The sequence below is a fragment of the Cupriavidus sp. MP-37 genome (assembly GCF_020618415.1).
Lineage (GTDB): Bacteria > Pseudomonadota > Gammaproteobacteria > Burkholderiales > Burkholderiaceae > Cupriavidus.
On record NZ_CP085345.1, the window covers coordinates 1,414,232 to 1,438,905 of the forward strand.

At 68.3% G+C, this 24,674-nt stretch carries 21 protein-coding genes; 8 read left to right on the forward strand and 13 right to left on the reverse strand.

Features of this window, described 5'->3' with window-relative positions; genetic code table 11:
- Nucleotides 1-425 precede the first annotated feature (425 nt).
- Both LIN44_RS22770 and LIN44_RS22775 read right to left on the reverse strand, forming a co-directional pair.
- Nucleotides 426-2,399, reverse strand: a complete 1,974-nt coding sequence (locus LIN44_RS22770; RefSeq protein WP_227314545.1) for a bifunctional diguanylate cyclase/phosphodiesterase — start codon at nt 2,397-2,399, stop codon at nt 426-428.
- 113 nt (nt 2,400-2,512) lie between these two features.
- Nucleotides 2,513-4,351 (reverse strand): methyl-accepting chemotaxis protein, encoded by a 1,839-nt coding sequence (locus tag LIN44_RS22775; protein WP_227316404.1) that lies wholly within the window; start codon nt 4,349-4,351, stop codon nt 2,513-2,515.
- A gap of 544 nt (nt 4,352-4,895) precedes the next feature.
- Between LIN44_RS22775 and LIN44_RS22780 the strand changes: the two genes are divergently transcribed.
- Nucleotides 4,896-5,204, forward strand: a complete 309-nt coding sequence (locus LIN44_RS22780; RefSeq protein ID WP_012355092.1) for an H-NS family nucleoid-associated regulatory protein — start codon at nt 4,896-4,898, stop codon at nt 5,202-5,204.
- Nucleotides 5,205-5,285: 81 nt separating this feature from the next.
- Here the strand turns inward: LIN44_RS22780 and galE are convergent, their stop codons facing one another.
- Entirely contained in the window at nt 5,286-6,305 is a 1,020-nt protein-coding gene (gene galE / locus LIN44_RS22785) for a UDP-glucose 4-epimerase GalE (RefSeq protein WP_227314546.1), read from the reverse strand.
- 154 nt (nt 6,306-6,459) lie between these two features.
- On the reverse strand, nt 6,460-7,482 hold the full coding sequence (locus LIN44_RS22790) for a tyrosine-type recombinase/integrase (protein WP_227314547.1): 1,023 nt from the start codon (nt 7,480-7,482) through the stop codon (nt 6,460-6,462).
- Nucleotides 7,483-7,686: 204 nt separating this feature from the next.
- Here LIN44_RS22790 and LIN44_RS22795 point away from each other — a divergent pair, with 204 nt between their 5' ends.
- Together LIN44_RS22795 and LIN44_RS22800 are read left to right on the forward strand one after the other, a co-directional pair.
- Nucleotides 7,687-8,118, forward strand: a complete 432-nt coding sequence (locus LIN44_RS22795; protein WP_227314548.1) for a nuclear transport factor 2 family protein — start codon at nt 7,687-7,689, stop codon at nt 8,116-8,118.
- A gap of 78 nt (nt 8,119-8,196) precedes the next feature.
- On the forward strand, nt 8,197-9,192 hold the full coding sequence (locus tag LIN44_RS22800) for a nitronate monooxygenase family protein (protein WP_227314549.1): 996 nt from the start codon (nt 8,197-8,199) through the stop codon (nt 9,190-9,192).
- An 18-nt stretch (nt 9,193-9,210) separates the two neighbouring features.
- Here LIN44_RS22800 and LIN44_RS22805 read toward each other — a convergent pair whose 3' ends face one another.
- A complete protein-coding gene (locus LIN44_RS22805; RefSeq protein WP_227314550.1) occupies nt 9,211-9,756 on the reverse strand; it encodes a PadR family transcriptional regulator in 546 nt (181 codons plus the stop codon).
- A gap of 315 nt (nt 9,757-10,071) precedes the next feature.
- Between LIN44_RS22805 and LIN44_RS22810 the strand changes: the two genes are divergently transcribed.
- Nucleotides 10,072-10,293 (forward strand): hypothetical protein, encoded by a 222-nt coding sequence (locus tag LIN44_RS22810; RefSeq protein ID WP_227314551.1) that lies wholly within the window; start codon nt 10,072-10,074, stop codon nt 10,291-10,293.
- Between the two features lie 121 nt (nt 10,294-10,414).
- On the opposite strand, the gene LIN44_RS22815 is transcribed toward LIN44_RS22810, so the two are convergent.
- Complete coding sequence (locus tag LIN44_RS22815) at nt 10,415-11,542, reverse strand: hypothetical protein (RefSeq protein ID WP_227314552.1); 1,128 nt, start codon at nt 11,540-11,542, stop codon at nt 10,415-10,417.
- A 216-nt stretch (nt 11,543-11,758) separates the two neighbouring features.
- On the opposite strand from LIN44_RS22815, the gene LIN44_RS22820 reads away from it, so the two are divergent.
- The gene (locus LIN44_RS22820; RefSeq protein WP_227314553.1) at nt 11,759-11,995 is read left to right on the forward strand and encodes a hypothetical protein; all 237 of its coding nucleotides are present in this window, start codon (nt 11,759-11,761) and stop codon (nt 11,993-11,995) included.
- Between the two features lie 19 nt (nt 11,996-12,014).
- Here the strand turns inward: LIN44_RS22820 and LIN44_RS22825 are convergent, their stop codons facing one another.
- Nucleotides 12,015-13,358, reverse strand: a complete 1,344-nt coding sequence (locus LIN44_RS22825; protein ID WP_304524188.1) for an MFS transporter — start codon at nt 13,356-13,358, stop codon at nt 12,015-12,017.
- Nucleotides 13,359-13,434: 76 nt separating this feature from the next.
- Nucleotides 13,435-15,180, reverse strand: a complete 1,746-nt coding sequence (locus tag LIN44_RS22830; protein ID WP_227314554.1) for an IlvD/Edd family dehydratase — start codon at nt 15,178-15,180, stop codon at nt 13,435-13,437.
- Nucleotides 15,181-15,389: 209 nt separating this feature from the next.
- On the opposite strand from LIN44_RS22830, the gene LIN44_RS22835 reads away from it, so the two are divergent.
- Nucleotides 15,390-16,382, forward strand: coding sequence for a LysR family transcriptional regulator (locus LIN44_RS22835; protein ID WP_227314555.1), 993 nt, complete (start codon nt 15,390-15,392; stop codon nt 16,380-16,382).
- Nucleotides 16,383-16,417: 35 nt separating this feature from the next.
- Here the strand turns inward: LIN44_RS22835 and LIN44_RS22840 are convergent, their stop codons facing one another.
- From LIN44_RS22840 to LIN44_RS22855, 4 genes are all read right to left on the reverse strand, one after another.
- A complete protein-coding gene (locus LIN44_RS22840; protein ID WP_227314556.1) occupies nt 16,418-17,593 on the reverse strand; it encodes an L-rhamnonate dehydratase in 1,176 nt (391 codons plus the stop codon).
- A 95-nt stretch (nt 17,594-17,688) separates the two neighbouring features.
- On the reverse strand, nt 17,689-18,711 hold the full coding sequence (locus tag LIN44_RS22845; RefSeq protein WP_227314557.1) for a 4-hydroxythreonine-4-phosphate dehydrogenase PdxA: 1,023 nt from the start codon (nt 18,709-18,711) through the stop codon (nt 17,689-17,691).
- Between the two features lie 15 nt (nt 18,712-18,726).
- On the reverse strand, nt 18,727-19,707 hold the full coding sequence (locus LIN44_RS22850; protein WP_227314558.1) for a tripartite tricarboxylate transporter substrate binding protein: 981 nt from the start codon (nt 19,705-19,707) through the stop codon (nt 18,727-18,729).
- Nucleotides 19,708-19,815: 108 nt separating this feature from the next.
- Nucleotides 19,816-20,772 (reverse strand): LysR substrate-binding domain-containing protein, encoded by a 957-nt coding sequence (locus LIN44_RS22855; RefSeq protein WP_227314559.1) that lies wholly within the window; start codon nt 20,770-20,772, stop codon nt 19,816-19,818.
- 112 nt (nt 20,773-20,884) lie between these two features.
- Here LIN44_RS22855 and LIN44_RS22860 point away from each other — a divergent pair, with 112 nt between their 5' ends.
- Together LIN44_RS22860 and LIN44_RS22865 are read left to right on the forward strand one after the other, a co-directional pair.
- Nucleotides 20,885-21,817: a dihydrodipicolinate synthase family protein gene (locus tag LIN44_RS22860; RefSeq protein ID WP_092316161.1), complete on the forward strand. Its 933-nt coding sequence runs from the start codon at nt 20,885-20,887 to the stop codon at nt 21,815-21,817.
- Nucleotides 21,818-22,060: 243 nt separating this feature from the next.
- Entirely contained in the window at nt 22,061-23,644 is a 1,584-nt protein-coding gene (locus LIN44_RS22865; RefSeq protein WP_227314560.1) for an aldehyde dehydrogenase (NADP(+)), read from the forward strand.
- 3 nt (nt 23,645-23,647) lie between these two features.
- Here the strand turns inward: LIN44_RS22865 and LIN44_RS22870 are convergent, their stop codons facing one another.
- Nucleotides 23,648-24,574: a LysR family transcriptional regulator gene (locus LIN44_RS22870; protein WP_227314561.1), complete on the reverse strand. Its 927-nt coding sequence runs from the start codon at nt 24,572-24,574 to the stop codon at nt 23,648-23,650.
- Between the last annotated feature and the right edge of the window lie 100 nt (nt 24,575-24,674).

Consider the following 24,674-nt stretch of genomic DNA (forward strand, 5'->3'; position numbering starts at 1 on the left):
GTTGCGCGCTTGGCGGGCGCTGTCGCGGGCGAAACCGAAGGCATGTTCTCTCCCGCTTGTTTGCGCCCCTCTCCCGCGCGCGGGAGAGGGGCGGGGGTGAGGGCCAGCGGTGGCAATGGCGACGCCCTTCACTTCGTTGACGCTCTCGCCCTCACCCCAACCCTACCCAGGAACCCTTACTAACCCATTGATTCTGCTAGTACCGCCAAAGAATCAAATGCCACCGTCATTCCCGCGAAGGCGGGAATCCAGCGTCTTAAAAGTCCCCCTTCGGGGGACAGAAAGCCACTGGGTCCCCGCCTTCGCGGGGACGACGCCCCGGTTCGTCGGAGCAAGTCGGCAAGTGCAAGACGTGCGTTGATCTCTCCCGCAAGCGGGAGAGGGAGTACGCAAGCGGGGGTTGGAAGGCCGGGGGCAAAAAAACATCACCCCCCAGCCTGCCCCCGCAACGCCTCCGCAAACCCCCCAGCATCCAGCGGCAGCGACAACAGGTACCCCTGCACCTCGTCGCACCCCATCTCGTTGAGAATCTCCAGCTGCGACGCCGATTCCACGCCTTCGGCCACCACCTTCATGCGCAGCTCGTGCGCCAGCGCCACCATCGAACCGACGATGGCGCGCCCCTGCGCATCGGTATCGAGCCCGCCGATCAGCGTGCGGTCGATCTTGAGCGTGCCCACGCGCAGCCGCTTGAGGTAGCCCAGGCTGGAATAGCCGCTGCCGAAATCGTCCAGCGCCACCTGGATGCCCAGCGACTGCAGCTCGGCCAGCGTTTCCAGCGACTTGCCGATGTCCTTCATCGCCGCGGTCTCGGTGATTTCCAGAGTGATCGCCGAGGGCGGGATGTCGTGCTGGTGGATCTGCTCCAGCAGGTATTGCGGGAAGTTGCGGCTGGCAAAGCGCAGCCCCGAGACATTGATCGCCACCGGCACGGTCGGCACGCCGGCGTCGCGCCACTGGCGCACCTGGCGGCACACGCTGGTCAGGACCCAGTCGTCGAGCTTGTCGATCTGGCCCGACTGCTCGGCCACGGCGATGAACTCGGCGGGGCTGACCTGGCCCAGCGCGGGATGGCGCCAGCGGCAGAGCGCCTCGGCGCCGACCACGGTGCGGCGGCGCGCGTCGTACTTGGGCTGGAACTGCAGCGACAGCGTATCGTCCTGGATCGCCACCCACAGGTCGCGCCGGATCACGCGGGTGCGGCGCGCGCGCTCGCCGGCGGCGCTGTTGAACAGGCGCACCTGGTTCGACCCGCTCTGGCGCGCTTCGGCGAGGCTGACGCGGGCGGCCTGCATCAGCGTTTCGGAGGTATGCGCGTCGCGCGGATAGATGGCGATGCCGATATTCACGCCGATCTGCATCTGCAGCCCGCGCGCAGCGATGAACTCCGCCAGCGAGCCCAGCATGCGCGAGCCCAGTTCCTGCGCGCGGCCATGGTGGACCAGCTCGGGCACGCCCACGGCAAACTCGTCGCGCGCCAGCCGCGCCAGGAAGTCGTGCGGCTCCAGCACCGCCTGAGCCAGCGCGCCGGCGTCCTGGGCCAGGATATCGTCGGCGCGGACTTCGAACACCTCGTCGACTTCGCGGTAATCGGCGATATGGATCAGCAGCACGGCGCAGCCGGTCTCGGCCAGGCGGGCGTGGCCGATGGCCTGGTCCAGCCAGCGGCCGAACGCGACGCGGTCGGGCATCACCGTCGCCACGCTGTATTCGCCCACCGTGTCCTGGCCGCGCGCCCCGGCACGCACGGTCAGGCGTCCCGGGCGCCCGGGAACCCGCGCGCCGCGCCGCGCCAGCCGCGGCTCGGCGCCGCGGTGCAGGCTGGGCAGGTCATCGGCCAGTTCATCGGCCAGCGCGGCTTCGGCGCGCGCCGGCGCCGGCAGCCAGCCGCGCGACTGGGCCCGGTGGACCGCGAAGAGCAGCGCGCACAGCGCGGTCAGCCCGCCCGCCAGCCAGGCCGGATGTGGCAGGCCGGCGGCGTCGATGCAATCGCGCGCGGTGACCGTGCCCGCGCCGCACGAGCGCCCCAGGTGCGTGCCGGCGGCCGCGACCAGCCCGGCCCCGGCCACCACCGCCATCAGCGCCGCGCCGCGCCACAGGCGCGCGCCCTGGCGCAGCCACTGCACCAGCAGCTTGACCGCCGTGGTGGCCGCCGCCGCGGCGGCAAAGCTGGCCGCCAGCTGCGCCGTGTCGTGGACGGCCGGCACGCTACCCGACAGGCCCACCACCAGCACCGGCATGCCGATGCTCAATTGCGACAGCAGCGCCGCCGACCACGTCAGTACGCGCAGCGACCGGCTGCCGGCCGGCTGGTCCGCGCGCCCGGCGCGAACGCCAAGGGCGGCGGCTACGCCCAGCAGGGCAGCCAGCAGCAACAGGACGGAACTCAGGGCAATCATTGGGCTGCGCGATGATGATGAAGATGCGCGAAGACGGTCAGGACGCGGGGCAAACCCCGCATCATGTCATCTTGCAGTCGCCGTGTGAACAGGGCAATGACTCGAACGCAGGGTTAGAACGCGCTCCAGTCATCATCGCCGCCGGCCGCAGCCAGTGCCGGCCGTGCTGCCGGCCTTGCTGCCGGTGCGCTTGCAGGTCGGCTTGCAGGGCCACTTGCAGGGCCACTAGCCGGCTTGCTCGCAGCTGCGGCCGGCGTGCCACGCATCGCCGCGGTGCGCGCCGCACGGCTGGCAGCGGCGACGGCAGGCGCTGCCGGCGTTGCCGATGGCACCGCCTTTGCCACGGCCTTTGCCGCTGCCTGCGCCGCCATGGCCGGTGCCGCCATGGCCGGCGCCGCTGCGGCGCCGACCGTGAACACCGAGACCACGTTCTTGAGCTTCTGCGCCTGCTCTTCCAGCGCACCGGCAGCGGCGGCAGCCTCTTCGACCAGCGCGGCGTTCTGCTGCGTGACCTGGTCCATCTGGGTCACGGCCTGGCTGACCTGCTCGATGCCGCTGGTCTGCTCCTGCGACGCGGCGCCGATCTCGTTCATGATGTCCGTGACCCGGCGCACCGCCTGCACGATCTCGCCCATGGTCTGGCCGGCTTCGGCCACCAGCCGGGTGCCGCTCTCCACGCGCTGGCCCGACTCGCTGATCAGCGCCTCGATCTCCTTGGCGGCCGAGGCCGAGCGCTGCGCCAGGCTGCGCACCTCGCCCGCCACCACGGCAAAGCCGCGTCCCTGCTCGCCGGCGCGGGCCGCTTCCACCGCGGCATTGAGCGCCAGGATATTGGTCTGGAAGGCAATGCCCTCGATCACGCTGATGATTTCCACCACCTTGCGCGAGGCGCCGTTGATCTCGTTCATGGTGTCAACCACGCGGCCCACCACGTCGCCGCCCTTGAGCGCGATCTGCGAGGCCTCGCTTGCCAGCACGCCGGCCTGGCGCGCGTTGTCGGCGTTCTGGCGCACCACCGTGGTCAGCTCTTCCATGCTCGCGGCGGTCTGTTCCAGCGACGAGGCCTGTTCCTCGGTGCGCTGCGACAGGTCCAGGTTGCCGGTGGAAATCTGCTGCGTGGCCGACGCCATCGAATCCGCGCCGCTGCGCACTTCGGCAACGATGCCCGACAGGCTTGCCTGCATCGCCGCCAGTGCCTGCATCATGCGCCCGATCTCGTTCTTCGAGATGCTGGTGATGCGCGCGGTCAGGTCGCCGCGGGCGATGCGCTCGAACACCGCCAGCGCCTCTTGCACCGGCGCGACGATGGCGCGGTTCAGCGTGACCGTGCACAGCGCGGCAATCGCCAAGCCCAGCACGATCATCACGATCGACAGCATGCGGATGCGCGCAAAGCTGGCCTGCGCCGCGGCAAAGTTCGACTCGCCCGCCGCCATCTGGAACTTCTGCAGCTTCTCGTGCGCGCTCGACATGCTGCGCTGCAGGTCAGGCAGAACCTTCTTTGCCAGCCGCACGGCCTCTTCCTGGTTGCCCGCCAGCGACGCCGCCTGCAGCGGCAGCACGCCCTGCTCCATGAAGGCCTGGCGCTGCTTGCCCAGTTCCGCCGCCAGCGCCTGCTCTTCTGCATTCTGCGGCAGGCTCATATAGCGTTTCCATGCCGCGTCCGACGCCTCCACGAACACGCGGGAGCGATCCACGTTGACCTTGGGATCGTCCTGCTCGCCCATCATCACGTTGCGGTCCAGCGCCAGCCGCATGCGCGTGGTGGCCAGCATCGCGTCGCTGAGCGCCACGGTCGAGCCAAGCTGGTTGGCATAGGTTTCCCTGAGCGCGTCGTTGCTCTGCGAGATGCCGTACAGGCCGGCCCCGCCGACCAGCAACAGCAGCAGCGACAGGATTCCCATGGCGCCCCGTAGCAGGGTCTTGATCTGAATATTGTTGTGGAAGGACATGATGAAATAAGACACAGGCAATCCGCGGGACACACCCCTTGCCCCGGTCCGGCAGGATCTTTACCGCATTGATCCGCCCTGCCCGGATAACGGCGCGCCCCCCTCATCCTTGAGTCGCTGCCCGGCACGCACGGTTATGGTGAATCGGCGATAAACGCCATGTCGGATATCAGCCACGTAGCGGGCTTTGGCTGGCGGGTATGACCTGAAACCGGGTTGCCGCTGTCCGTAAATGCCGGCGCGATTAATGTCATGGCCGGTATCCGCACACCGCGACGACAGACGGTGCGGTAGCGAATACCGCCAGGGATTTCGGCACCGCTGCCCACCTCTCAGTACCGCCAGCATGCGGCAAAATCCGCGGTGACCCGGCCTGACACTGAAAGTTCACACAATTATCAGCGGCAAGAATTTTCGCAAAAACCGTCCGGGATTACGCGCCCGGGATTTGCAGCCGGCATCCGGCCCGTTATAATTGTTTTCAGCATTTTCCCCGCCCACCAGCGCACCCAGCGCAATTCAATCACCGGAAACCGAGGACGCAATGGCGACGTATCAGGAAATCGTTCAGAAAATCAGCGAACTGCAGAAGCAAGCCGAGGAAATCAAGGCGCGCGAACAATCCGCGGTGATCGCGGATATTCGCGAGAAAATCGAGCAATATGGCCTGACCGCGGAAGACCTCGGTTTTGGCGCGAAGGCCCCGGCCGGCAAGAAGGCGGCCAACCGCAAGGTGCCGGTGCGTTATCGCGACAGCGCCGGCAATACCTGGACCGGCCGCGGCAAGCGTCCGGGCTGGCTGACCCAGGCCCTGGCCCAGGGCAAATCGGTCGAGGACTTCCTGATCCGCTGAAACGCGCGGTCCGGCAGACGGCAAAACGCCACGGAGACATCCGTGGCGTTTTTGTTTGGGGTGGCGGAAACCCGGCCGGGGTCAGGCGTCGAAGCCGTGCGGGTTCATCGACTGCCAGCGCCATGAGTCCTGGCACATGCGGTCGAGGTCATGCTGCGCGCGCCAGCCAAGCAGTTCGTTGGCCAGCGCCGGGTCGGCATAGCAGGCGGCGATATCGCCGGGGCGTCGCTCCACGATCTGGTACGGCACCGGCCTGCCGCTGGCGCGCTGGTAGGCCTGCACCACCTCCAGCACGCTGTAGCCGCGCCCGGTGCCCAGGTTCACGGTCATGCCGCGGCCCTGCCGGCTTAGATAATTGAGCGCCGCCAGGTGGCCGTCGGCCAGGTCGCAGACGTGGATATAGTCGCGCACGCCGGTGCCGTCCACGGTGGGGTAATCACCGCCGAATACCATCAGTTGCTCGCGGCGGCCGCCCGCCACCTGCGCCACATAAGGCATCAGGTTGTTGGGAATGCCGCGCGGATCTTCGCCGATCAGGCCGCTTTCATGCGCGCCGACCGGATTGAAATAACGCAGGTAGGCAATGCGCCATGCCGGATCCGATTTTTCCAGGTCGCGCAGGATTTGCTCGCCCATCAGCTTGGTCTGGCCATAGGGGTTGGTCGCCGACAGCGGGAAATCCTCCAGGATCGGCACGGTGTGCGGATTGCCATAAACCGTGGCCGAGGAACTGAACACCAGTTGTTTCACCCCGGCCGCGCCCATGGCGGCACAGACCGTCAGCAAGCCATCGAGGTTGTTGCTGTAATAGGCCAGCGGCTGGCTGACCGATTCGCCCACCGCCTTGAGCGCGGCAAAATGGATCACCGCGCTGATGCGGTGTTCGGCAAAGAGCCGGTCCAGCAGCGCGCGGTCGCGCACGTCGCCCTGCACAAAATGCGGGGCCTGGCCGGTAATGGTGGCAAGCCTGTCGATCACGGCCGGGCTGCTGTTGCACAGATTATCCAGGCCGATCACGTGGTAGCCGGCATTGAGCAGCGCGACCCAGGTATGCGAGGCGATATAGCCGGTGGCACCGGTCAGCAGCAGGGTTTCAGGCATGGGTATTGGCGTCGACGATTCGGTTCAGCGATATTGCGGATGGCAGCCGGTTCGTTGTGTGCGCGATAAATAACTTGGCTGCCGCGACCGGCTTGGGAAGGTACCTATTATCCACGATGCGCCATGGCGCCCTGCCAGCCGCCCGGTCACGGCTTCAGCCAGAGGCCGCCGATGCTGGCGCCGCCAGCCCGGCCCGCGCCTGCCAGGCCTCGTACGCCGCGCGCAGCCGCCAGCCCGATTCCAGGTCGCGCATGCCCAGGCACTGTGCCACCTCGGCCGGCGCCGTGCCAGCCTCGAAATGCATGGCCGCGCAGGTATTGCGCAGGGTCTGCGGCGATGCGCGTTCGCTGCGCCCGGCGAGCACGCCGGCTTCATCGAGCAGGATTTCCACGCGCCGGTAGATGGATGCCGCATGCATCGGCCGCCCCGTCGGCATGGCCGGGAACACCAGGCTGCCGAGCGTGCCGGAGGCCTCGCGCAGTGCCAGCCAGGCACGCAGCGGCGCATGCGCCAACGGGAACAGGGGCACCGTATAGGCCCGGCCGTTGTCGGCGCGCACCATGCGCAGCGCCATCCGCCCGGCGGCGCCGTCGGCGATCACGTCGGTGCGCAGCGCGCGCGCCTCGGCCACCTTCAGGCCGCCGCCGAGGAGCGCCGCCAGCAGCGCCGCGTCGCGGGCGCGCTTCCATTGCGTCGGCGACGCCTCGGCGCCGGAATCGCCGGCCGGCACGCCGGCCGGGCCAAGGATGCGCGCCACCAGCAAGTCGCGCTCGCCGGGCAGCAGGAAGGCCGTGGGGTCGTTTTCGCCCTCGGCCAGGTGCGCGCGCACCGCCTGGCTGCCCGGATTGTGCAGGCCCTCGCGCAAGCGGGACAGGTGGTGGAACACCCGTTCGATCAGCCGCGCATAGCGGTAGCGGTGTGATTTGTGCAGCTGCTGGGCGTCCAGGAATTCGCCGATCTGCTCGGCGGACCAGCTCAGCGGCGGCAGGCCGCGTTCGGCCGACCAGCGCAGCAGCTTGCCCCACATCGCGCGGTACACCACGCTGGTGCCATGGCGAAAACCGTGCTGCGCCAGCCAGCCGTCGAACGCGCGCTCGGGATGGTCGCGCCAGGCGGCCAGGTCGGCATCGAACAAGGCCGCCTGCTCGAGTTGGGTGGCGCTGGGCTTGGTGGTCACGGACTCTCCTGCTCTCCCGCATCAGGCCGGCGGCCGGCGGACGATCCCGACTATTGTAGACAACGCGTCACTGCGCGCCGCCAGACGGCGTGCCGAACTTGCAGCGGACCACGCCGCGTGCTACCTTTCGATCCACTATGCAACTGGTTGCATAGAACCAGGACGAGATCGCAGCAACGTACCGTGCCCCGCCAGGAGACCCCCTTGACCACTGCCCTGCTCCCCGCCGCCCAGGCCTCGCTCGACGCCTGGCACCAGATGATCGCCACCCAGTCCATGGCCGGGCTCGATGCCATCGTTGCCGATGACGTGGTGTTCCGCTCCCCCGTCGCGCACACGCCGTATCCCGGCCGCGCCGCCATCGCGCTGGTGCTGACCACGGTCAACCAGGTGTTCCAGGACTTCCGCTATCACCGCAGCTTTGTCAGCGACGACGGCCACAGTGTCGTGCTGGAGTTCAGCGCCGCCGTGGACGGCAAGGCGCTCAAGGGCATCGACATGATCCGTTTCGACGACGCCGGCCGCATTGCCGAGTTCGAGGTCATGGTGCGCCCGCGCTCCGGCCTGGAGGCGCTGGCCGCCGCCATGGCCGCGCGCCTGGCCAGCCAGAAGCACGTGCTGACCAGCGCCGCCTGACGCGCGCCCGCCGGCAGCGCTTCGCCCTTTACCGTTTCGCTTCCCCGAATTATCCGGAATTACCCAGGAGACTTCCCCATGGCCCTTCCCGTCCAGCTCCAGAACCGGCTTTCGCTGCCGGTGGTGTGCTCGCCGCTGTTCATCATTTCCAACCCCGACCTGGTCATCGCCCAGTGCAAGGCCGGCGTGGTCGGCTCGTTCCCCGCGCTGAACGCGCGCCCCGCGCCCAAGCTGGAAGAATGGCTCGACCGCATCACCACCGAGCTGGCGGAACACGACGCGAAGCATCCGGAGCGCCCGTCGGCGCCGTTCGCGGTCAACCAGATCGTGCACAAGTCCAACGACCGGCTCGAGCATGACCTGGAACTGTGCGTGCGCTACAAGGTGCCGATCGTGATCACGTCGCTGGGCGCGCGCAAGGAAGTCAACGACGCGGTCCACTCGTACGGCGGCATCGTGCTGCATGACGTCATCAACAATACCTTCGCGCGCAAGGCCATCGAAAAAGGCGCGGACGGCCTGGTGGCGGTGGCCGCCGGCGCGGGCGGCCATGCCGGCACGCTGTCGCCGTTCGCGCTGCTGCACGAGATTCGCGAATGGTTCGATGGCCCGCTGCTGCTGTCGGGCGCGATCTCCAGCGGCGACGCCATCCTGGCCGCGCAGGCTGCCGGCGCCGACCTGGCCTATATCGGCTCGGCCTTCATCGCCACGCAGGAAGCCAACGCGCAGGACGGCTACAAGCAGATGATCGTCGACAGCAACGCCAACGACATCGTGTATTCCAACCTGTTCACCGGCGTGCACGGCAACTACCTGCGCGGCAGCATCGAGCGCGCCGGCCTGGACCCGAACGCGCTGCCGGAATCGGACCCGTCGAAGATGAATTTCGGCTCGACCAGCGTGAAGGCGTGGAAGGATATCTGGGGCGCCGGCCAGGGCGTCGGCGCGATCAAGCGCGTGGTGCCGGCCGCCGAACTGGTGCGCCGTTTTGCCGAAGAGTATGCGCTGGCGCGCCGCCGCCTGGGACTGGGCGAAGCCAGCCCGGCCGCCACGCGGGCCGTCGACCTGGCCTGACCGCGAAGCCTGCTGCCGCTACAGCAGCGGCAGCAGGGCTTCGCCCCAGGCGACCCAGTCGTTTTCGAAGCGGATGCCGCGCTGCAGCAGCGCATAGCGCAACCGCTGCGCGCGGTCCATGTCCGGCGCCGAGAAATCGCGCCGCTCGATGGCCAGGTAGGTCTCGAGGCGGGCGCGGTGCAGCGCGATCAGCCGCCGCATCTCGTCGCCCAGGCCGAGCGGGCCGATCACCGCATCGGCGCGCAGCTTGACCAGGATCTCCTCGCGCTGGTCCAGGCCCGCGCCCGGCGCCAGCACCCAGCGCGCCAGTTCGTCACGGCCGGCCGGCAGCACCCGATAGACCTTCTTGCGGTTGCGCCGGTCGGCGCCGCCCTCGCCTTCGGCCGCGTCGCTTTCGTCGGCGGCAATCCAGCCGTTGTCCGCCATGCGGCCCAGTTCGCGGTAGATCTGCTGGTGCGTGGCATGCCAGAAATAACCGATGGAGCGGTCAAAGCGCCGCGCCAGGTCGTAGCCGGACGAGGGCTTTTCGATCAGGGAGATCAACAAGGCGTGCTGGGTCGACATGCGTCTGCTGGGCGCGGGCGTTATGGGAAGTGGATTCAGACAGCACAGCGTGCCGGCAGGCGCGCCGGTCACCGCACTTTCAAAAACTGGCGCTATGGTAGCGCAATGCCGGATCAGTCCCCGAAAGGCGCCGCGCGATATGACGGGCAACGATATATTCGTCGATTTTGTCAGTTAGGAAATTTCTCGCCAGACAGAATTAAAAAAAGCTGAATGGCATTTCCGGCCTGCATGCCATACATTCCATACATTGAAACTGTGCGAGCAAAAACGATCCGCCCCCGGCCGCACCATGCAGAACTTTGGAGTGTGTCCATGACCGGAAGAATACTGCTAGCCGAAGACCGCGACGTGGCCTGGGAAGCCGACGCGCGTCCGCTCGGCCTGCTGGCGCCAGTGCACGACAAGGCCCCAGTTTATTACCGGCTGCCCGATACGCCTGACGGGCACCATATCAAGGAATATCCCAGCGGCCTGCGCCAGCTGGTACGTTTTGTCGGCGTCGAAGAACAGGTGGTCAAATACAACCTGCGCTGATTGCGCAACGCCACTGTTTTCCTGTGGTTGTCTCCTCCGAGCCCGATCCTGCGGGCAGGGACTTGAACCCGCGAGCTTCGCGGGTTTTTTTCTTTGGCCTTCCGGCTGGGTCGCGCCCGCGTCAAAGCTGCGGCGCACGGCAGGCCGCACCGCCGCCATTAGCCGCCGCAGGCGTGCCGAACACGGCCAGCGCCCCGCACTGCGAACCAAACATGCGCGCCTGGTCGTGCCCGACGCCCACGACTTCATACGCCTGGTGGCGGATCACCAGGCCCGGGCTGGCGAGGTAGCGCTCGTAGCGCAGATAGCCACGCGCACGCTGCAGCCGCGTCGGGCCCTCGGCCTCGGCGCCGCAGGATTTGTCTAGCACGCGGTGGTTGGGATCGTTGTCTTCGGTGCCGGCCAGATAGGTCACCTCGCGCCCGGCATAGCGCCGGTACAGCGCCATGCCGTCGGCGCCTTTGGCATACGGCACCATGTCCTGCATGCCGTAGCGGTATTTGTCGTAGTCCGGGCAGCGGGCCTGGTCATACGGCGCGAACGACTTGCCGTCGGCGCCAGCCGGCCGCACCGGCGTGAAATACAGATACGACGACGGATTGGCCACGACATAGCGCAGGTCGATGCCGCCGGCGCGGATGCGCTCGTCGACATTGTTGAGCACCGCATAGCGGTGCACGATCTGCGCGCCGCCGGAGTGGCCGGCCACCGTCACCTTGCGCAACTGGGGCAGCCGCGCCTTGTCGGTGAAGACCGCGAGCAGGTCGTCCAGCACCTGCAATGAGCTGACGCGAGCCGGACCCTCAACCGCGTCCTCGCCGCTGAGCCAGCCCTGCACCGACCAGTGCGGCATGCCGGCAAAGCCCTTGTTCCGGTCCGGCGTGCCGGGAAAATTCGGCGCAACCAGCAGCACCTCGTCCGGGTTGCGGCCGCTGGCCTTCAGCAGTGCCGCGCCGGCGGCATAGTAATCATCGCCGTTGCGCTGCAAGCCATGCTGGACCAGCACGACTTCGCGGATGCTTGACAGGTCGCCGTCGAGCCGGTGGTTGGCATAGACGGGGAAGTCATAGCCGGCGCCAAGATGCACGCGCTGCCACTGCGGCGTGGCCGCCGAGGGCGCGGCGGGCTTGCCCGCGACGGGCGGCGCTGCCGGCGTACCGGCGCAGCCGCCCAGCACCGCGAGGGCGGCGGCCAGGGCGCGCGCCAGATGCGGACGGATGGGCTGCGGGCGGGCGATCGATGGCGTCATGGCGGGTGTTCTCCGGTTGGCATGCCGGCAATGGTAGGCCAGTGGCGCGCGGCAAGCGCCCATTGTGCCCGCGACATGCCAAAGCTTGCAAAAGGCGCAGGAAGGGTTTGCAATCGGGGGCCCCGGCACACCCGGCATTCCCTTGCGCACAGCCGCGGCAGCGGGAACGAAGGTTGCAGCAACCCGGACACTCCCGCGCAAGCAAAAGGAAGCCTTATGTACATGGTCTACTGGTCCGAAGCACACGGCACCGGACTGACGCCGCATGCGCAATCTTTCCCCAGCGAAGCGATGCGCGAGGCGCTGCGTTTCACCGAAGCGCTGCGCCAGCGCCAGCATGCGGGCGAGCCGGTCAGCTTTGTCACGCTGTGCTCGGAGAATCCCGACTCGGTCGGCCGCGCCGGCGCGGCCGATCCGCCGCCCGACTACGAGTGGAAGAAGCGGCGGCCCTGATCCGTTTGTTGCGGCGCGCTCAGGCGCGCGCTGCTGCGGGCCGCAGCGCCGCGCGCACGACGAAGGCCATCAGCACCGCAAACAGCAGCATCGCCGCCAGGAAATACAGCCCGGCCGCCAGGCTGCCGGTGGCGTCCTTGATCACGCCGATGCCATACGGCCCGAAGTAGCCGCCCAGATTGGCCAGCGAATTGATGGTGGCAATGCCCACCGCGGCGCTGGCGCCGGTCAGGAACTCGCCGGGCAGCGCCCACACCACCGCCTGGATCGAATAGATCGAGAACGCGGTCAGGCAGATCAGCAGGAACTGCAGCACCGGCGACTGCACCCATGCGCTCAGCGCCATGGTGATCGCTGCCATGCCTGACACCACCACGATATGGCCGTAACGCTCGCGCTTGCGGTCCGAATGGCGCGGCACCACGCAGAGCCCGACCACGGCAAACAGGTAGGGCACCGCCGACAGCACGCCGGTCATGGCATCGGTGACGCCGAACTGCTTGATGATGGTCGGCAGCCACAGCGACAGCCCGTAGATGCTCAGCGGGAACGGCAGGAACAGCAGCGACAGCAGCAGCACGCGCTTGTCCTTGAGGGCGCGCAGCGGATTGCCATGCGCTTTCAGCGCATAGGCAGCCTGGTCGGCGGCGAGTTCGCGCTCGATCCAGGCGCGGTCCGCCGGCGCCAGCCACGCGGCGCTAGCCGGCGACTCGGGCAGCAGCTTCAGCGTCGGCAGGCACAGCAGCACCGCGGGCAGGCCGCTGAGCACGAACAGCGTCTGCCAGTTGCTCATGCCGAACAGGCCGTGGGTCGACAGCACCAGCCCGGCGATCGGTCCGGTGATGATCAGCGCGATCGGCTGGGCCAGCACCAGCAGGCCGATGATGCGCGCGCGGTGCCGCATCGGGAACCACTTGGTCAGGAAGTAGAGGATGCCCGGATACAGGCCGGCCTCGGCCGCGCCCAGCAGGAAGCGCAGCACGTAGAAGCTGTGCGCGCCCTGCGTGAAGGCCATCGCCATGGTGATCACGCCCCAGGTGAACAGGATGCGCGCAAACCAGCGGCGTGCGCCGAAGCGTTCCAGCGCCAGGTTGCTCGGCACTTCGCACAGGAAATAGCCGACGAAGAACAGGCCCGCGCCCAGGCCGTACGCCGCATCGCTGATGCCGATCGCCGCGTTCATGTGCAGCTTGGCGAAGCCGACCACCGAGCGGTCGATATACGCCACCACGTAGATCAGCGCCAGGAACGGGATCAGCCGGCGCACCAGCATGCCGATGATGCGGGTCTCTTCCTGCGCCTGCGCGCCGGTTTCCTGTCCTGGGACGGCGCGCGCCAGCGGCGCGGTCTGTGTGCCTTGCATGGCAAGTCTCCTCTGTTCTTGTAAGGGTTCGCGCGCGCGCCGAGGGGGCCGCGCGGGTTCAATGCAGCCGGGTGGATCAGTGCGAGTGGCGCGGCACCTCGCGGCCGCGGCAGCCGACCAGGAAGTCGAGGTCGCAGCCCTCGTCCGCCTGCAGCACGTGGTTGACGTAGAGCTTGCGATAGCCGCCGTCGGCGGGGGCCTGCAGCGGCTGCACGTCGGCCATGCGGCGCGCAAACTCGGCATCGTCGATATCGAGATGCAGGCGTCCGGCCTCGCAGTCGAGCTCGATCCAGTCGCCGTCGCGCACGATCGCCAGCGGCCCGCCGGCGGCAGCTTCCGGTGCCACATGCAGCACCACGGTGCCGTAAGCGGTGCCGCTCATGCGCGCATCGGAGATGCGCACCATGTCCTTGATGCCCTGGCGCAGCAGCTTGGGCGGCAGGCCCATATTGCCGACCTCGGCCATGCCGGGATAGCCGCGCGGGCCGCAGCGCTTGAGGACCAGCACCGAGTTCTCGTCGACGTCGAGCGACTCGTCGACGATGCGTTCTTTGTAATGCTCCAGGTTCTCGAACACCACCGCGCGGCCGCGGTGGCGCAGCAGCTTCGGCGTCGCCGCCGACGGCTTGAGCACGGCGCCGCGCGGCGACAGGTTGCCGCGCAGGATGCGGATGCTGCCGTCGCGGATCAGCGGCCGGTCCAGCGGGCGGATGACTTCGTCGTTGCTGATCGGCGCATCCCTGACGTTGTCCCAGATCGCCTTGCCGTTGACGGTCAGCGCGCCCGGATGCGGCAGCAGGCCGGCCTCGCCCATCCGGCGCAGCACCGCGGGCAGGCCGCCGGCGTAGTAGAACTCTTCCATCAGGAAGCGGCCCGACGGCATCAGGTCGACGATGGTCGGCGTGGCGCGCCCCACGTTGCTCCAGTCTTCCAGTTCCAGCGGCACGCCGATGCGCCCGGCGATCGCCTTCAGGTGGATCACGGCGTTGGTCGAGCCGCCGATCGCCGCGTTGACGCGGATCGCGTTCTCGAACGCCTGGCGGGTCAGGATCTTCGACAGTGTCAGGTCTTCGCGTGCCATCTCGACGATGCGGATGCCGGACATGTGTGCCAGCACATAGCGGCGCGAATCGACCGCAGGAATCGCCGCGTTGTGCGGCAGCGAGGTGCCCAGCGCTTCGGCCATGCAGGCCATGGTCGACGCCGTGCCCATGGTGTTGCAGGTGCCGGCCGAGCGCGACATGCCGGCTTCGACCGACAGGAACTGGTGCAGGTTGATCTCGCCCGCCTTCAGCGATTCATGCAGCTGCCACACCGCGGTGCCCGAGCCGATGTCCTTGCCGTCGAGCTTGCCGTTGAGCATCGGCCCGCCGGTGACGACGATGGCCGGCACGTCGCAGCTGGCCGCGCCCATCAGCAGCGCCGGCGTGGTCTTGTCGCAGCCGGTCAGCAGCACCACCGCATCGATCGGGTTGCCGCGGATCGCTTCTTCCACGTCCATCGCGGCCAGGTTGCGCGTCAGCATGGCGGTCGGGCGCAGGTTGGATTCGCCGTTGGAGAACACCGGGAATTCGACCGGGAAGCCGCCGGCTTCATACACGCCGCGCTTGACGTGCTCGGCCAGCTTGCGGAAATGCGCGTTGCAGGGGGTGAGTTCCGACCACGTGTTGCAGATGCCGATTACGGGACGCCCGTCGAAGGCGTGGTCGGGAATGCCCTGGTTCTTCATCCAGCTGCGATACATGAAGCCGTTCTTGTCGGCGGTGCCGAACCACGCCGTCGAGCGCAGCGGCTTGCGTTGCTTGTCCTTGGAATCCGACATGTTGTTCCTGATGCGAGGGCTGCCCGCGAAGGCAGCGGGAATGGCAGGGACGACGGATCCAGCGGCTTGGCGGACATGGCGTCATGGCGGGCGCCACGCTGTCTCCGGTCGTTGTGGTTTGGTCGGACGGAGTGTATGCAGCCGGCCGATATGCTACTAATGAAGAGTTCGGCATTTGCCATATCGATATCGGCATTGGTATTAACCCTATGGAAGCCCCAATCTTTTCTGACACGGCTGGCGCGGTCCACGCGCCGCCCGCCTGGCACAGCCACACCCGCCTCAAGACGCGCCAGCTGCTGCTACTGCTGGCCGTCGCCGACGAAGGCAGCATCCACCGCGCGGCGGAACGGCTGGCGATGACGCAGCCGGCCGCTTCCAAGCTGCTGCGCGAGCTGGAAGAGATGCTGTCGGTACCGCTGTTCGAGCGCCTGCCGCGCGGCATGGCGCCGACCGACTATGGCCGCGCCATGATCCGGCACGCGCGCGCGGTGATCGGCAGCCTGAACCAGGCGCGCGAGGAAGTGCTGGCGCTGAAGGCGGGCCGGCTCGGCCATGTGGCGATCGGCGCGATCACCTCGCCCGGCGTGCGGCTGCTGCCGCCGGCGATTGCAAGCGTGAAGGCGCGTTATCCGGGGCTACGGGTCTCGGTGGAGATCGATAACAGCAATGTGCTGCTCGACCGGCTCGGGCAGGAAAAGCTCGACATGGTGGTCGCTCGGCTGTTTCCCGAGCACGACAAGGGCCGGCTGCGCTACGAGCCGATGGCGCAAGAGCCGGTCTGCGCCGTAGTGCGGCCCGGCCACCCGATGCTGGCGGCGCCCGCGCTGGCGCTGGCCGACACCGCCGATGCCGCCTGGCTGATCCCGCCGGCCGGCACGGTGCTGCGCCACCGCTTCGAGCTGATGTTCCAGCGCGCTAGCCTGGCGCCGCCGGTCAATGTGGTCGAGACCGCCGCGCTGCTGTTCCTGACGCGCATGGTGACGCAGTCAGACATGATCGCGGTGCTGACCGCCGACGTGGCGCAGTACTACGCCGCGTTCGGCATGGTGGAGATTCTGCCGATGGCCATGCCCTGCCATATGGACGACTTCGGCCTGATCACGCCGACCGACCGGCTGATGTCGCCCGGCGCGCTGCTGGTTGCGGAGGCGCTGCGCGAGGCCGCGCAGGCCATTTATGGCGGGCAAGCGCCGGCGTAAGCGATCGACGCAAGCCGGCTTGCGGGTTGCCGGCGTCAGCCGAGGATGTCGAACTGGTCGAAATACGCTTCGTTCAGTTCCAGCCCCAGCCCCGGCAGGTGGTCGTCAAGCTGCAGGTAGCCATTGTCCGGCGCCGGGTCGCCCTTGAAGATGTAGTAGAACAGCTCGTTGCCGACCTCGACATCGTGTACCGGGAAGTACTCGGCCATCGGCGACGCGGTCGACGCCATGGTCAGGTGGTAGTTGTGCATCTGCCCGGCGTGCGGGATCACCGGCACCGACCAGGCCTCGGCCATGGCGTTGATCTTCTGCGCCGCGGTGATGCCGCCGACACGGTTGGTATCGTACTGGATCACGTCGACCGCGCGGCGCTCCAGCAGGTCCTTGAAGCCGTACGAGGTGAACTCGTGCTCGCCGCCGGAGATCGGGAACGGGCTCGCTTTCTTCAACTCGACATAGCCCTCGATATCATCGGCGATCACCGGCTCTTCCAGCCAGCGCGGGTTGAACTCGGCCAGGCGCGGCAGCATGCGACGCGCGTATTCCAGGGTCCAGCCCATGTAGCACTCCAGCATGAGGTCGACGCCGTCGCCGACCAGCTCGCGCAGCAGCCGTACCTGCTCGATATTCTTCTGCATGCCGGCGGGGCCATCCTTGGGGCCATAGCCGAAGCGCATCTTCATCGCGGTGAAGCCCTGGTCGAGGTAGCCCTGCGCTTCGGCGAGGAAGGCATCGCGGTCGTCGTTGTTGTAGAGCTTGGAGGCGTAGCACCAGATCTTTTCCTTGGTGCGCCCGCCCAGCAGCTTGAACACCGGCTTGCCGACGGCCTTGCCCATCAGGTCCCACAGCGCGATATCGACCGCCGAGATCGCCGCCATGCCGATGCCCTTGCGGCCCCAGGCGTGGGTGCGGCGGTACATCTTCTGCCACAGGTATTCGTTGTCGAACGGGTCCTGGCCCAGCACCACCGGCGCCAGGTACTGGTCGACAATCTGCTTGGCCACGCGCGGCGCCAGCGCGCAGTTGCCGATGCCGACCAGGCCGCTATCGGTCTCGATCTCGACCACCATCCAGCCGTGGAAACGGAACGAGCCCATGGCGTCGCCGCGCTCGAACAGGATATCGGTGGCGTTGGTGCAGAAATGCGCCTGCGGCGGCACGGTCTTGCCCTTCCATTCGAAGACGCGGGCGCGGACGTTGGTGATCTTCATGTTCAGCTCCTGATGATGGCAATGCGTTGGCGCGAACGCGCCCCGGCCGCGCCGGGGGGCGGTCTTGCGTGTTGCGGTATGGATTGACGGGTTGGTTAGGCTTGCGCGGCGGCGCGCCGTTGCGCACCCATGCGGCAGGCAAGCTGGAACGCCTGCAGCGTGGCGCCCGGATCGGCGCGGCCCTGCTGCGTGATATCGAAGGCAGTGCCGTGCGCCGGCGTGGTGATCGGCACCGGCAGCCCGCCCTGCACCGTCACGCCGCGCGAGAAGCCCATCAGCTTGATGCCGATCTGCCCCTGGTCGTGGTACATGGTGACGATGGCGTCGAACTGGCGCTGCGCTGGCCCGCCCTGCACCTTCAGGAAGATAGTGTCGGCCGGGAACGGGCCGTCGGCATTGACGCCGCGCTCGCGCGCCGCGGCGACGGCCGGCGCAATCACGTCGATCTCTTCGCGGCCGAAGGCACCGTTGTCGCCGTTGTGCGGGTTCAGGCCGCACACCGCGATGCGCGGGCTGGCCATGCCGGCGCGGCGCAGCGCCTGGTCGATCAAATCGATCGCGCCGCCGACGCGTTCGGGCGTGATCAGCGCGGGCACGTCCTTGAGCGCGACATGCGAGGTCACGCGCGAGGTCCACAGCCCGTCCAGCACGTTGAACTCGCAGAAATTGCCGTGGTAGCCAAGCTGCTCGGCAAACCAGTGCAGCTCGTCGCTGTGGGCCATGCCGGCGGCGTGCAGCGAGCTCTTGTTGAGCGGCCCGAACAGGATGGTATCGGCCTGCCCGCCCTGCGCCAGCTGCAGCGCCAGCTTCAGCGTGCCCAGGCTGTAGCGCCCGCCTTCGGCGCTGGCCACGCCACGCGCATAGGCGGGGCTTTCGGGCAGCTGCCAGTGGTACAGACGAGGCTTGCCGTCGGTGGCAAAGACGGGCTCGTCGGTCTCGGCCAGCGCCAGTTCAACGCCTGCGATGCGCATGCCATGGCGCCATTCGGCACGGTCGGCGATCAGCAGGATCTCTGCCTGCGCGGCCGTGCCGGCGTCGGCCAGCAGCCGCGCGATCAGTTCAGGGCCGATGCCGGCGGGGTCGCCCAGCACCATGGCGATTCTTGGACGGGAATTCATGAGGCTTCCGAAGGATTATTGGTCGAGCTTGACGCCCAGTTCGGCGATCAGCTTGCCGTAGCGCGCATATTCGGCGCGCGAGAACGCATCGAACTGCGCGGCGGTCAGCGTGCCGGGCACGGCACCGACGTCGGCCAGCCGGCGCACCGTGTCGGGATCCTTGATCACCGTGGCGAGCGCGCTGCCCAGCTTCTGCAGCGTCGCCGGCGGCGTGCCGGCCGGTGCATAGACACCGTACCACGCACTCATCTGGATCCCCGGCACGCCCGCTTCAGCCAGCGTGGGCACATTGGGCAGCAGCGCCGAGCGCTGGTCGGCGGTCACCGCCAGCGCGCGCAGCTTGCCGGCCTTGATATGGCTGATGACCGACGGCATGGTCTCGAAGCTCAGATCCACCTGCCCGCCCATCAGGTCCACCAGCGCGCTGCTGCTGCTCTTGTACGGCACATGCAGCAGCTTGCCCTTGATCTGGCGCGCAAAGGCGGCGCCGGCCAGGTGCTGGGTGCTGCCGACCCCCGACGAGCTGTAGCGAAACTTGTCCGGATTGGCCTGGATCTGCGCCACCAGCGCCTTGACGTCGCGCGCCGGCACCTGGTTGTTGACCACCAGCACATTGGGCACGGTCGATACCAGCGCCACCGGGACCAGGTCCTTGAGCGGGTCGAACTGCAGCTTGAGCAGGTGCGGCGCGATCGCCTGCGAGGTGACCACGCCCATCAGCAGCGTATTGCCGTCCGCCGGCGCCTTGACGGTGAGGTCCGCGGCAATGGTGTTGGATGCGCCGGGGCGGTTGTCGACCACCACCGGCTGCTTCAGTTGCGCGGCAAGCTTGTCGGAGACGATGCGCGCCATCACGTCGGTGCCGCCGCCCGGCGCGGCACCGACCATCAGCCGCAGCGGGCGGGTGTCCTGGGCCCATGCCACGCCCGTCGTTACCCCGACCGCCGCGGCCACCGTGGCGAGGCCGGCGAGTGCGCCGGCGATCCATGTCTTCATTGCTGTCTCCGTCGTTTGCTGTCCGGCTCTGTGGCGCGGATGGCCAGACTATAGGAGCATCAGCGATTCGCTACTACTGACGTTTTTTGAACTGGCGATCACCTGACGTTATACCTCGGCGTGCGCGCCACCGCGCCGGCGCGGACCCGCTTTCAGGATAGCGACCAGCTGCCGCGCCGCGGCCGACAGGCCACCGCCGCGGCGCGTGACGATACCGAAGGTCTGCTGGCGCGACTGCAGCCGCACCGGCAGGATGCGCAGCATCTTCTGGCGCGCGAACATGGCGGCCACGCCCGCCGGCAGCAGCGACACCAGGCCGGGGTCGTCCTGCAGCATCGCCACCGTGACGAACGCCGACGAGGTCGACACCGCATTGGCCGGAAAGCCGATGCCGGCGAGGTCCAGTTCACGCTGCAGCAGCGCATGCATCGGCATATGGCCGGCATACGTGATCCAGCGATAGCCCGCGAGGTCGGCAAACCCCATCGCGGCCGCGCGCGGCGCGGGATGCGAACGGCCCACCACCACCGCCACCTGCTCGTCGCCCAGCGGGTGATAGTGGTAGCGGGCCGGCTCGTCGCTGACCAGCGAGCGGCCGATCACCAGGTCCAGGTGCCCGTCATCGAGCAGTTCCAGCAGGCGGCGGCTGGTGTCTTCGATGACTTCCAGCGCCAGCTCCGGGTGCGCCTGCCGCAACTGCGCCAGCGCCGGCACCAGCACGTCGGGCACCGCGCCCATGATCGTGCCCACCGCCACGCGGCCGCCGCTGCCGGCGCGGATGCCCGCCACCTCGTCGCACATTGCGCCCAGGTCCGCCACCAGTTGCCGTGCATGCCGGATCACGCAGTGGCCGAAGGCGTTGGGCCGCATGCCGCGCCGGGAGCGCTCGAACAGCGGGGCCTCGAGCATGCTTTCCAGCTCGTGCAGCGACTTGCTGGCCGCGGACTGGGTCATCGCCATGGCCGCAGCGGCCTGGTGCAGCGAGGCCTGTTCGTCCAGCGCGATCAGCAGCTGCAGCTGCTTCACGCGCAGGCGGCCCATGAGGGTTTCCAGGGTGGATTTCATGACAGCTCGGTGAGTCGCAAAAGCGATCACCAGATGGAAAGGTTTCAATATACAGCGCGCCGCACGGCTCGTATATTGGCCCGACCCATTGACCGACAGCCGGAGCGAGACCATGACCCGCAGCCCCACCCCCACCGTCTACCGCGGCGTATTCCCGGTGGCGCCCACCATCTTCGACGCGCAAGGCGGGCTCGACCTCGACGGCCAGCGCCGCTGCATCGACTTCATGATCGATGCCGGCTCGCACGGCCTGTGCATCCTGGCCAATTTCTCCGAGCAGTTCGTGTTGAGCGACGACGAGCGCAACGTGCTGATGAAGACCGTGCTGGAACATGTGGACGGGCGCGTGCCGGTGATCGTCACCACCACGCATTTCAGCTCGCGCCTGTGCGCCGAGCGCAGCCGCGCGGCGCAGGATGCCGGCGCCGCCATGGTGATGGTGATGCCGCCCTACCATGGCGCCACCATCCGCATGCCCGAGCGCAGCATCTACGAATTCTTCGCCACGGTCTCGGACGCCATCGACATCCCCATCATGATCCAGGACGCGCCGGTCAGCGGCACCACGCTGAGCGCGCCGTTCCTGGCGCGCATGGCGCGCGAGATCGGCAATGTCTCGTACTTCAAGATCGAGGTGCCGCAGGCCGCGGCCAAGCTGCGCGAGCTGATCGAACTGGGCGGCGACGCCATCGTCGGCCCGTGGGACGGCGAAGAGGCCATCACGCTGATGGCCGACCTGGAAGCGGGCGCCACCGGCGCCATGACCGGCGCGGGCTTTCCCGATGGCATCCGCCAGATCCTCGATGCCTGGCAGGCCGGCGACGCCGAACTGGCCGCGCAGCGCTACCAGCAGTGGCTGCCGCTGATCAACTACGAGAACCGCCAGGGCTGGCTGGCGACCAGCAAGGTGCTGATGCAGGAAGGCGGCGTGATCGCCTCGGACGCGGTGCGGCATCCGCTGCAGCCGATGCACCCGGCCACGCGCGAAGGACTGATGCGGATTGCGCGGCGGCTGGATCCGATGGTGTTGCGGTGGGGGCGGTGAGCGCACGGCAATGATGTGCTGGCGCCTCGCATCGAGAGGCGCCGGCCCTCACCCCAACCCTCTCCCGCAAGCGGGAGAGGGAGCACACAGAAGGCATTGGCAACGCCCGCCGGTTTGCTCCCCTCTCCCGCTCGCGGGAGAGGGGCGGGGGTGAGGGCCGGCGCGTCCACGAAGCGCTACCACTAACGATGCCTCCCCCCATCGCAGATGCCAACAACATCCCCACCCTTCAAAAACCCACCCATGACCCTCACCGGCAACCTCATGATCGGCCGCCAGACCCCACGCGGCACCCATGGCAGCCTCCACGCCATCGACGCCGCCACCGGCGCCACGCTGGAACCCATCTTCGGCGGCGCCACGCCCCAGCAACTCGACCACGCCTGCGCCCTCGCCTGGCAGGCGTTCGATGCCTACCGCGAAACCGCGCCCGAGCGCCGCGCCGATTTCCTCGAGGCCATCGCCGCCAACATCCTGGCGCTGGGCGATGCGCTGGTCGACCGCTGCGTCACCGAGTCCGGCCTGCCGCGCGCCCGCATCGAAGGCGAGCGCGGCCGCACCGTGGGCCAGTTGCGCCTGTTCGCCAACGTGCTGCGACAAGGCGATTTCCTGGAACTGCGCGTGGACCCGGCCCAGCCCGAACGCAAGCCGCTGCCGCGCCCGGACCTGCGCCTGCGCCATATCCCGCTGGGTCCGGTGGCGGTATTCGGCGCCAGCAATTTCCCGCTGGCATTCTCGGTGGCGGGCGGCGATACCGCATCGGCGCTGGCCGCCGGCTGCCCGGTCATCGTCAAGGCGCATGCCGCGCATCCCGGCACATCGGAACTGGTCGGCCGAGCGGTCCGCCAGGCCGTTGATGACCTGGATCTGCCCGAGGGCACTTTCTCGCTGCTGTTCGACGCTGGTCTGGAAGTCGGCCAGGGCCTAGTAGCAGATTCACGCATCAAGGCGGTCGGCTTCACCGGCTCGCGCGCCGGCGGCATGGCGCTGATGGCGATCGCGGCCGCCCGCGCCGAACCGATCCCGGTCTATGCCGAGATGAGCAGCATCAACCCGGTGCTGCTGTTCCCGCAGGCACTGGCCCGCCGCGCCGAAGCCATTGGCACCGCTTTCGCCGATTCGCTGACGCTGGGCGCCGGGCAGTTCTGCACCAATCCCGGCCTGGTATTGGCCGTGGCAGGGGACGATCTGGACCGCTTTCTGCAGGTCGCTTCGGCACGGCTGGCCACGCTGCCCGCGGCGACCATGCTGACGCCCGGCATTCATCGCGCCTATTGCGCCGGCGTCGCGTCGCTCTCCGGTCATGCGCAGGTACAGACCATCGCGCGCGGCCCGTCGGGATCGGCCACGCAGGGCCAGGCGGCGCTGTTTGCCACCGACGCCGCGGCCTTCCTCGCCGAACCGGCGCTGCGCCACGAAGTCTTCGGCGCCGCCGCACTGGTGGTGCGCTGTCGCGATCTTGCCGAGATGCGAAGCATCATCGATGCGCTGGAAGGCCAGCTGACTGCCGCGCTGCATCTCGACGAGGCCGACCACGACGCCGCACGCCCGTTCCTGCCCGCGCTGGAACGGCTGGCGGGACGCATCCTGGTCAATGGCTTCGGCACCGGCGTCGAGGTTGGCCACGCGATGGTGCATGGCGGGCCGTGGCCGGCCACCTCTGACGGCCGCAGCACCTCGGTCGGCAGCCTGGCCATCGCGCGCTTCCTGCGCCCGGTCAGCTACCAGGACATGCCGGCCGGGCTGCTGCCCGCATCGCTGCGTCCGGACAGCGCGCAGCGCCACGCCTGGCGCGTCGACGGCAAGCTGCCTGGCAGCGCCGGCTGAGCCCTAGCGCGACAATGCCCGCAAGGCATCGATCAGCAGGCTCATCGATGCCGTCGGCGGGCGGCCCCGCCGCGTGACGATGCCGTAGGGCCCCAGCTTGCGCGGCAGCGGCAACGGCAGCACCGCCAGCGCGCCAAGCCGGCCATAGTAGGCCGCCACCGATTCCGGCAACACCGCGATCAGCTCGCTGTCCGCCAGCAACGAGGTCGTCATCAGCACCGCCGCGGTCTCGATGGTCGACGGCGGTGCCGGCACGCCGGCATCCTCGAACGAGCGGTCGATCAGCGCCCGCATCGGGCTGGGGCGCGGCTGCATGATCCACGGATAGCGGGTCAGCTCCGCGAACGACAGCTTGCGGCGCCGCGCCAGCGGATGCTGCGGCCCAACTACGATGGTGAGGCCCTCGTCGCCGAGCTGCTCGAACTCGAGACCACTGCTGTCCCAGCCATCGGGCACGCGCCCGAGCACGATATCGAGCTGGTCGCGCTCCAGCTGCGGCATCAGCACATCGCTGGTCTCCACATGCACCGCCACCTCCAGCCGCGGGTGATCGCGGTTGAGCTGCCGGATCACATCGGCCAGCAGCCCCGGCGTCGGCGCCATCACCGCGCCGATGCGCACCCGGCCGATCTTGCCGGATTCCAGCGCCACCAGCTCGTCGCGCAAGCCGCCCATATCCGCAAACACCAGCCGCGCGTAGCGCGTCGCCGCCAGCCCGAAGCGCGTCGGCCGCAGGCCGCGCGCATGGCGCTCATACAACGGCACGCCGAGCAGGTCTTCCATGTCCTGCAGCATCTTGCTGACCGCGGGCTGCGTCAGCGTCAGCGCCTCTGCCGCCTGGCGCAGCGAGCCGCGCTCTTCCACCGCCAGCAGCAGCCGCAGGTGCTGCATCTTCAGGCGGCCGTGGAGGGTGCTGACGGGTGGGATCATGGGTGGGGCGACGGAGAGCGACTCGGGCGCGGGGAGAGGCGCCGCGATGACGAATTCTTGTCGCTTGGGGCGGGCTGGTCAAGCCCACCTGCGCGAAGTG

Coding starts and splice junctions, on each gene's coding strand:
- LIN44_RS22770 (WP_227314545.1), bottom strand. CDS start 2,399: ATGATTGCCCTGAGTTCCGTCCTGTTGCTGCTGGCTGCCCTGCTGGGC.
- LIN44_RS22775 (WP_227316404.1), bottom strand. CDS start 4,351: ATGTCCTTCCACAACAATATTCAGATCAAGACCCTGCTACGGGGCGCC.
- LIN44_RS22780 (WP_012355092.1), top strand. CDS start 4,896: ATGGCGACGTATCAGGAAATCGTTCAGAAAATCAGCGAACTGCAGAAG.
- galE (WP_227314546.1), bottom strand. CDS start 6,305: ATGCCTGAAACCCTGCTGCTGACCGGTGCCACCGGCTATATCGCCTCG.
- LIN44_RS22800 (WP_227314549.1), top strand. CDS start 8,197: ATGGCCCTTCCCGTCCAGCTCCAGAACCGGCTTTCGCTGCCGGTGGTG.
- LIN44_RS22805 (WP_227314550.1), bottom strand. CDS start 9,756: ATGTCGACCCAGCACGCCTTGTTGATCTCCCTGATCGAAAAGCCCTCG.
- LIN44_RS22810 (WP_227314551.1), top strand. CDS start 10,072: ATGACCGGAAGAATACTGCTAGCCGAAGACCGCGACGTGGCCTGGGAA.
- LIN44_RS22815 (WP_227314552.1), bottom strand. CDS start 11,542: ATGACGCCATCGATCGCCCGCCCGCAGCCCATCCGTCCGCATCTGGCG.
- LIN44_RS22820 (WP_227314553.1), top strand. CDS start 11,759: ATGTACATGGTCTACTGGTCCGAAGCACACGGCACCGGACTGACGCCG.
- LIN44_RS22825 (WP_304524188.1), bottom strand. CDS start 13,358: ATGCAAGGCACACAGACCGCGCCGCTGGCGCGCGCCGTCCCAGGACAG.
- LIN44_RS22830 (WP_227314554.1), bottom strand. CDS start 15,180: ATGTCGGATTCCAAGGACAAGCAACGCAAGCCGCTGCGCTCGACGGCG.
- LIN44_RS22835 (WP_227314555.1), top strand. CDS start 15,390: ATGGAAGCCCCAATCTTTTCTGACACGGCTGGCGCGGTCCACGCGCCG.
- LIN44_RS22840 (WP_227314556.1), bottom strand. CDS start 17,593: ATGAAGATCACCAACGTCCGCGCCCGCGTCTTCGAATGGAAGGGCAAG.
- LIN44_RS22845 (WP_227314557.1), bottom strand. CDS start 18,711: ATGAATTCCCGTCCAAGAATCGCCATGGTGCTGGGCGACCCCGCCGGC.
- LIN44_RS22850 (WP_227314558.1), bottom strand. CDS start 19,707: ATGAAGACATGGATCGCCGGCGCACTCGCCGGCCTCGCCACGGTGGCC.
- LIN44_RS22855 (WP_227314559.1), bottom strand. CDS start 20,772: ATGAAATCCACCCTGGAAACCCTCATGGGCCGCCTGCGCGTGAAGCAG.
- LIN44_RS22860 (WP_092316161.1), top strand. CDS start 20,885: ATGACCCGCAGCCCCACCCCCACCGTCTACCGCGGCGTATTCCCGGTG.
- LIN44_RS22865 (WP_227314560.1), top strand. CDS start 22,061: ATGACCCTCACCGGCAACCTCATGATCGGCCGCCAGACCCCACGCGGC.
- LIN44_RS22870 (WP_227314561.1), bottom strand. CDS start 24,574: ATGATCCCACCCGTCAGCACCCTCCACGGCCGCCTGAAGATGCAGCAC.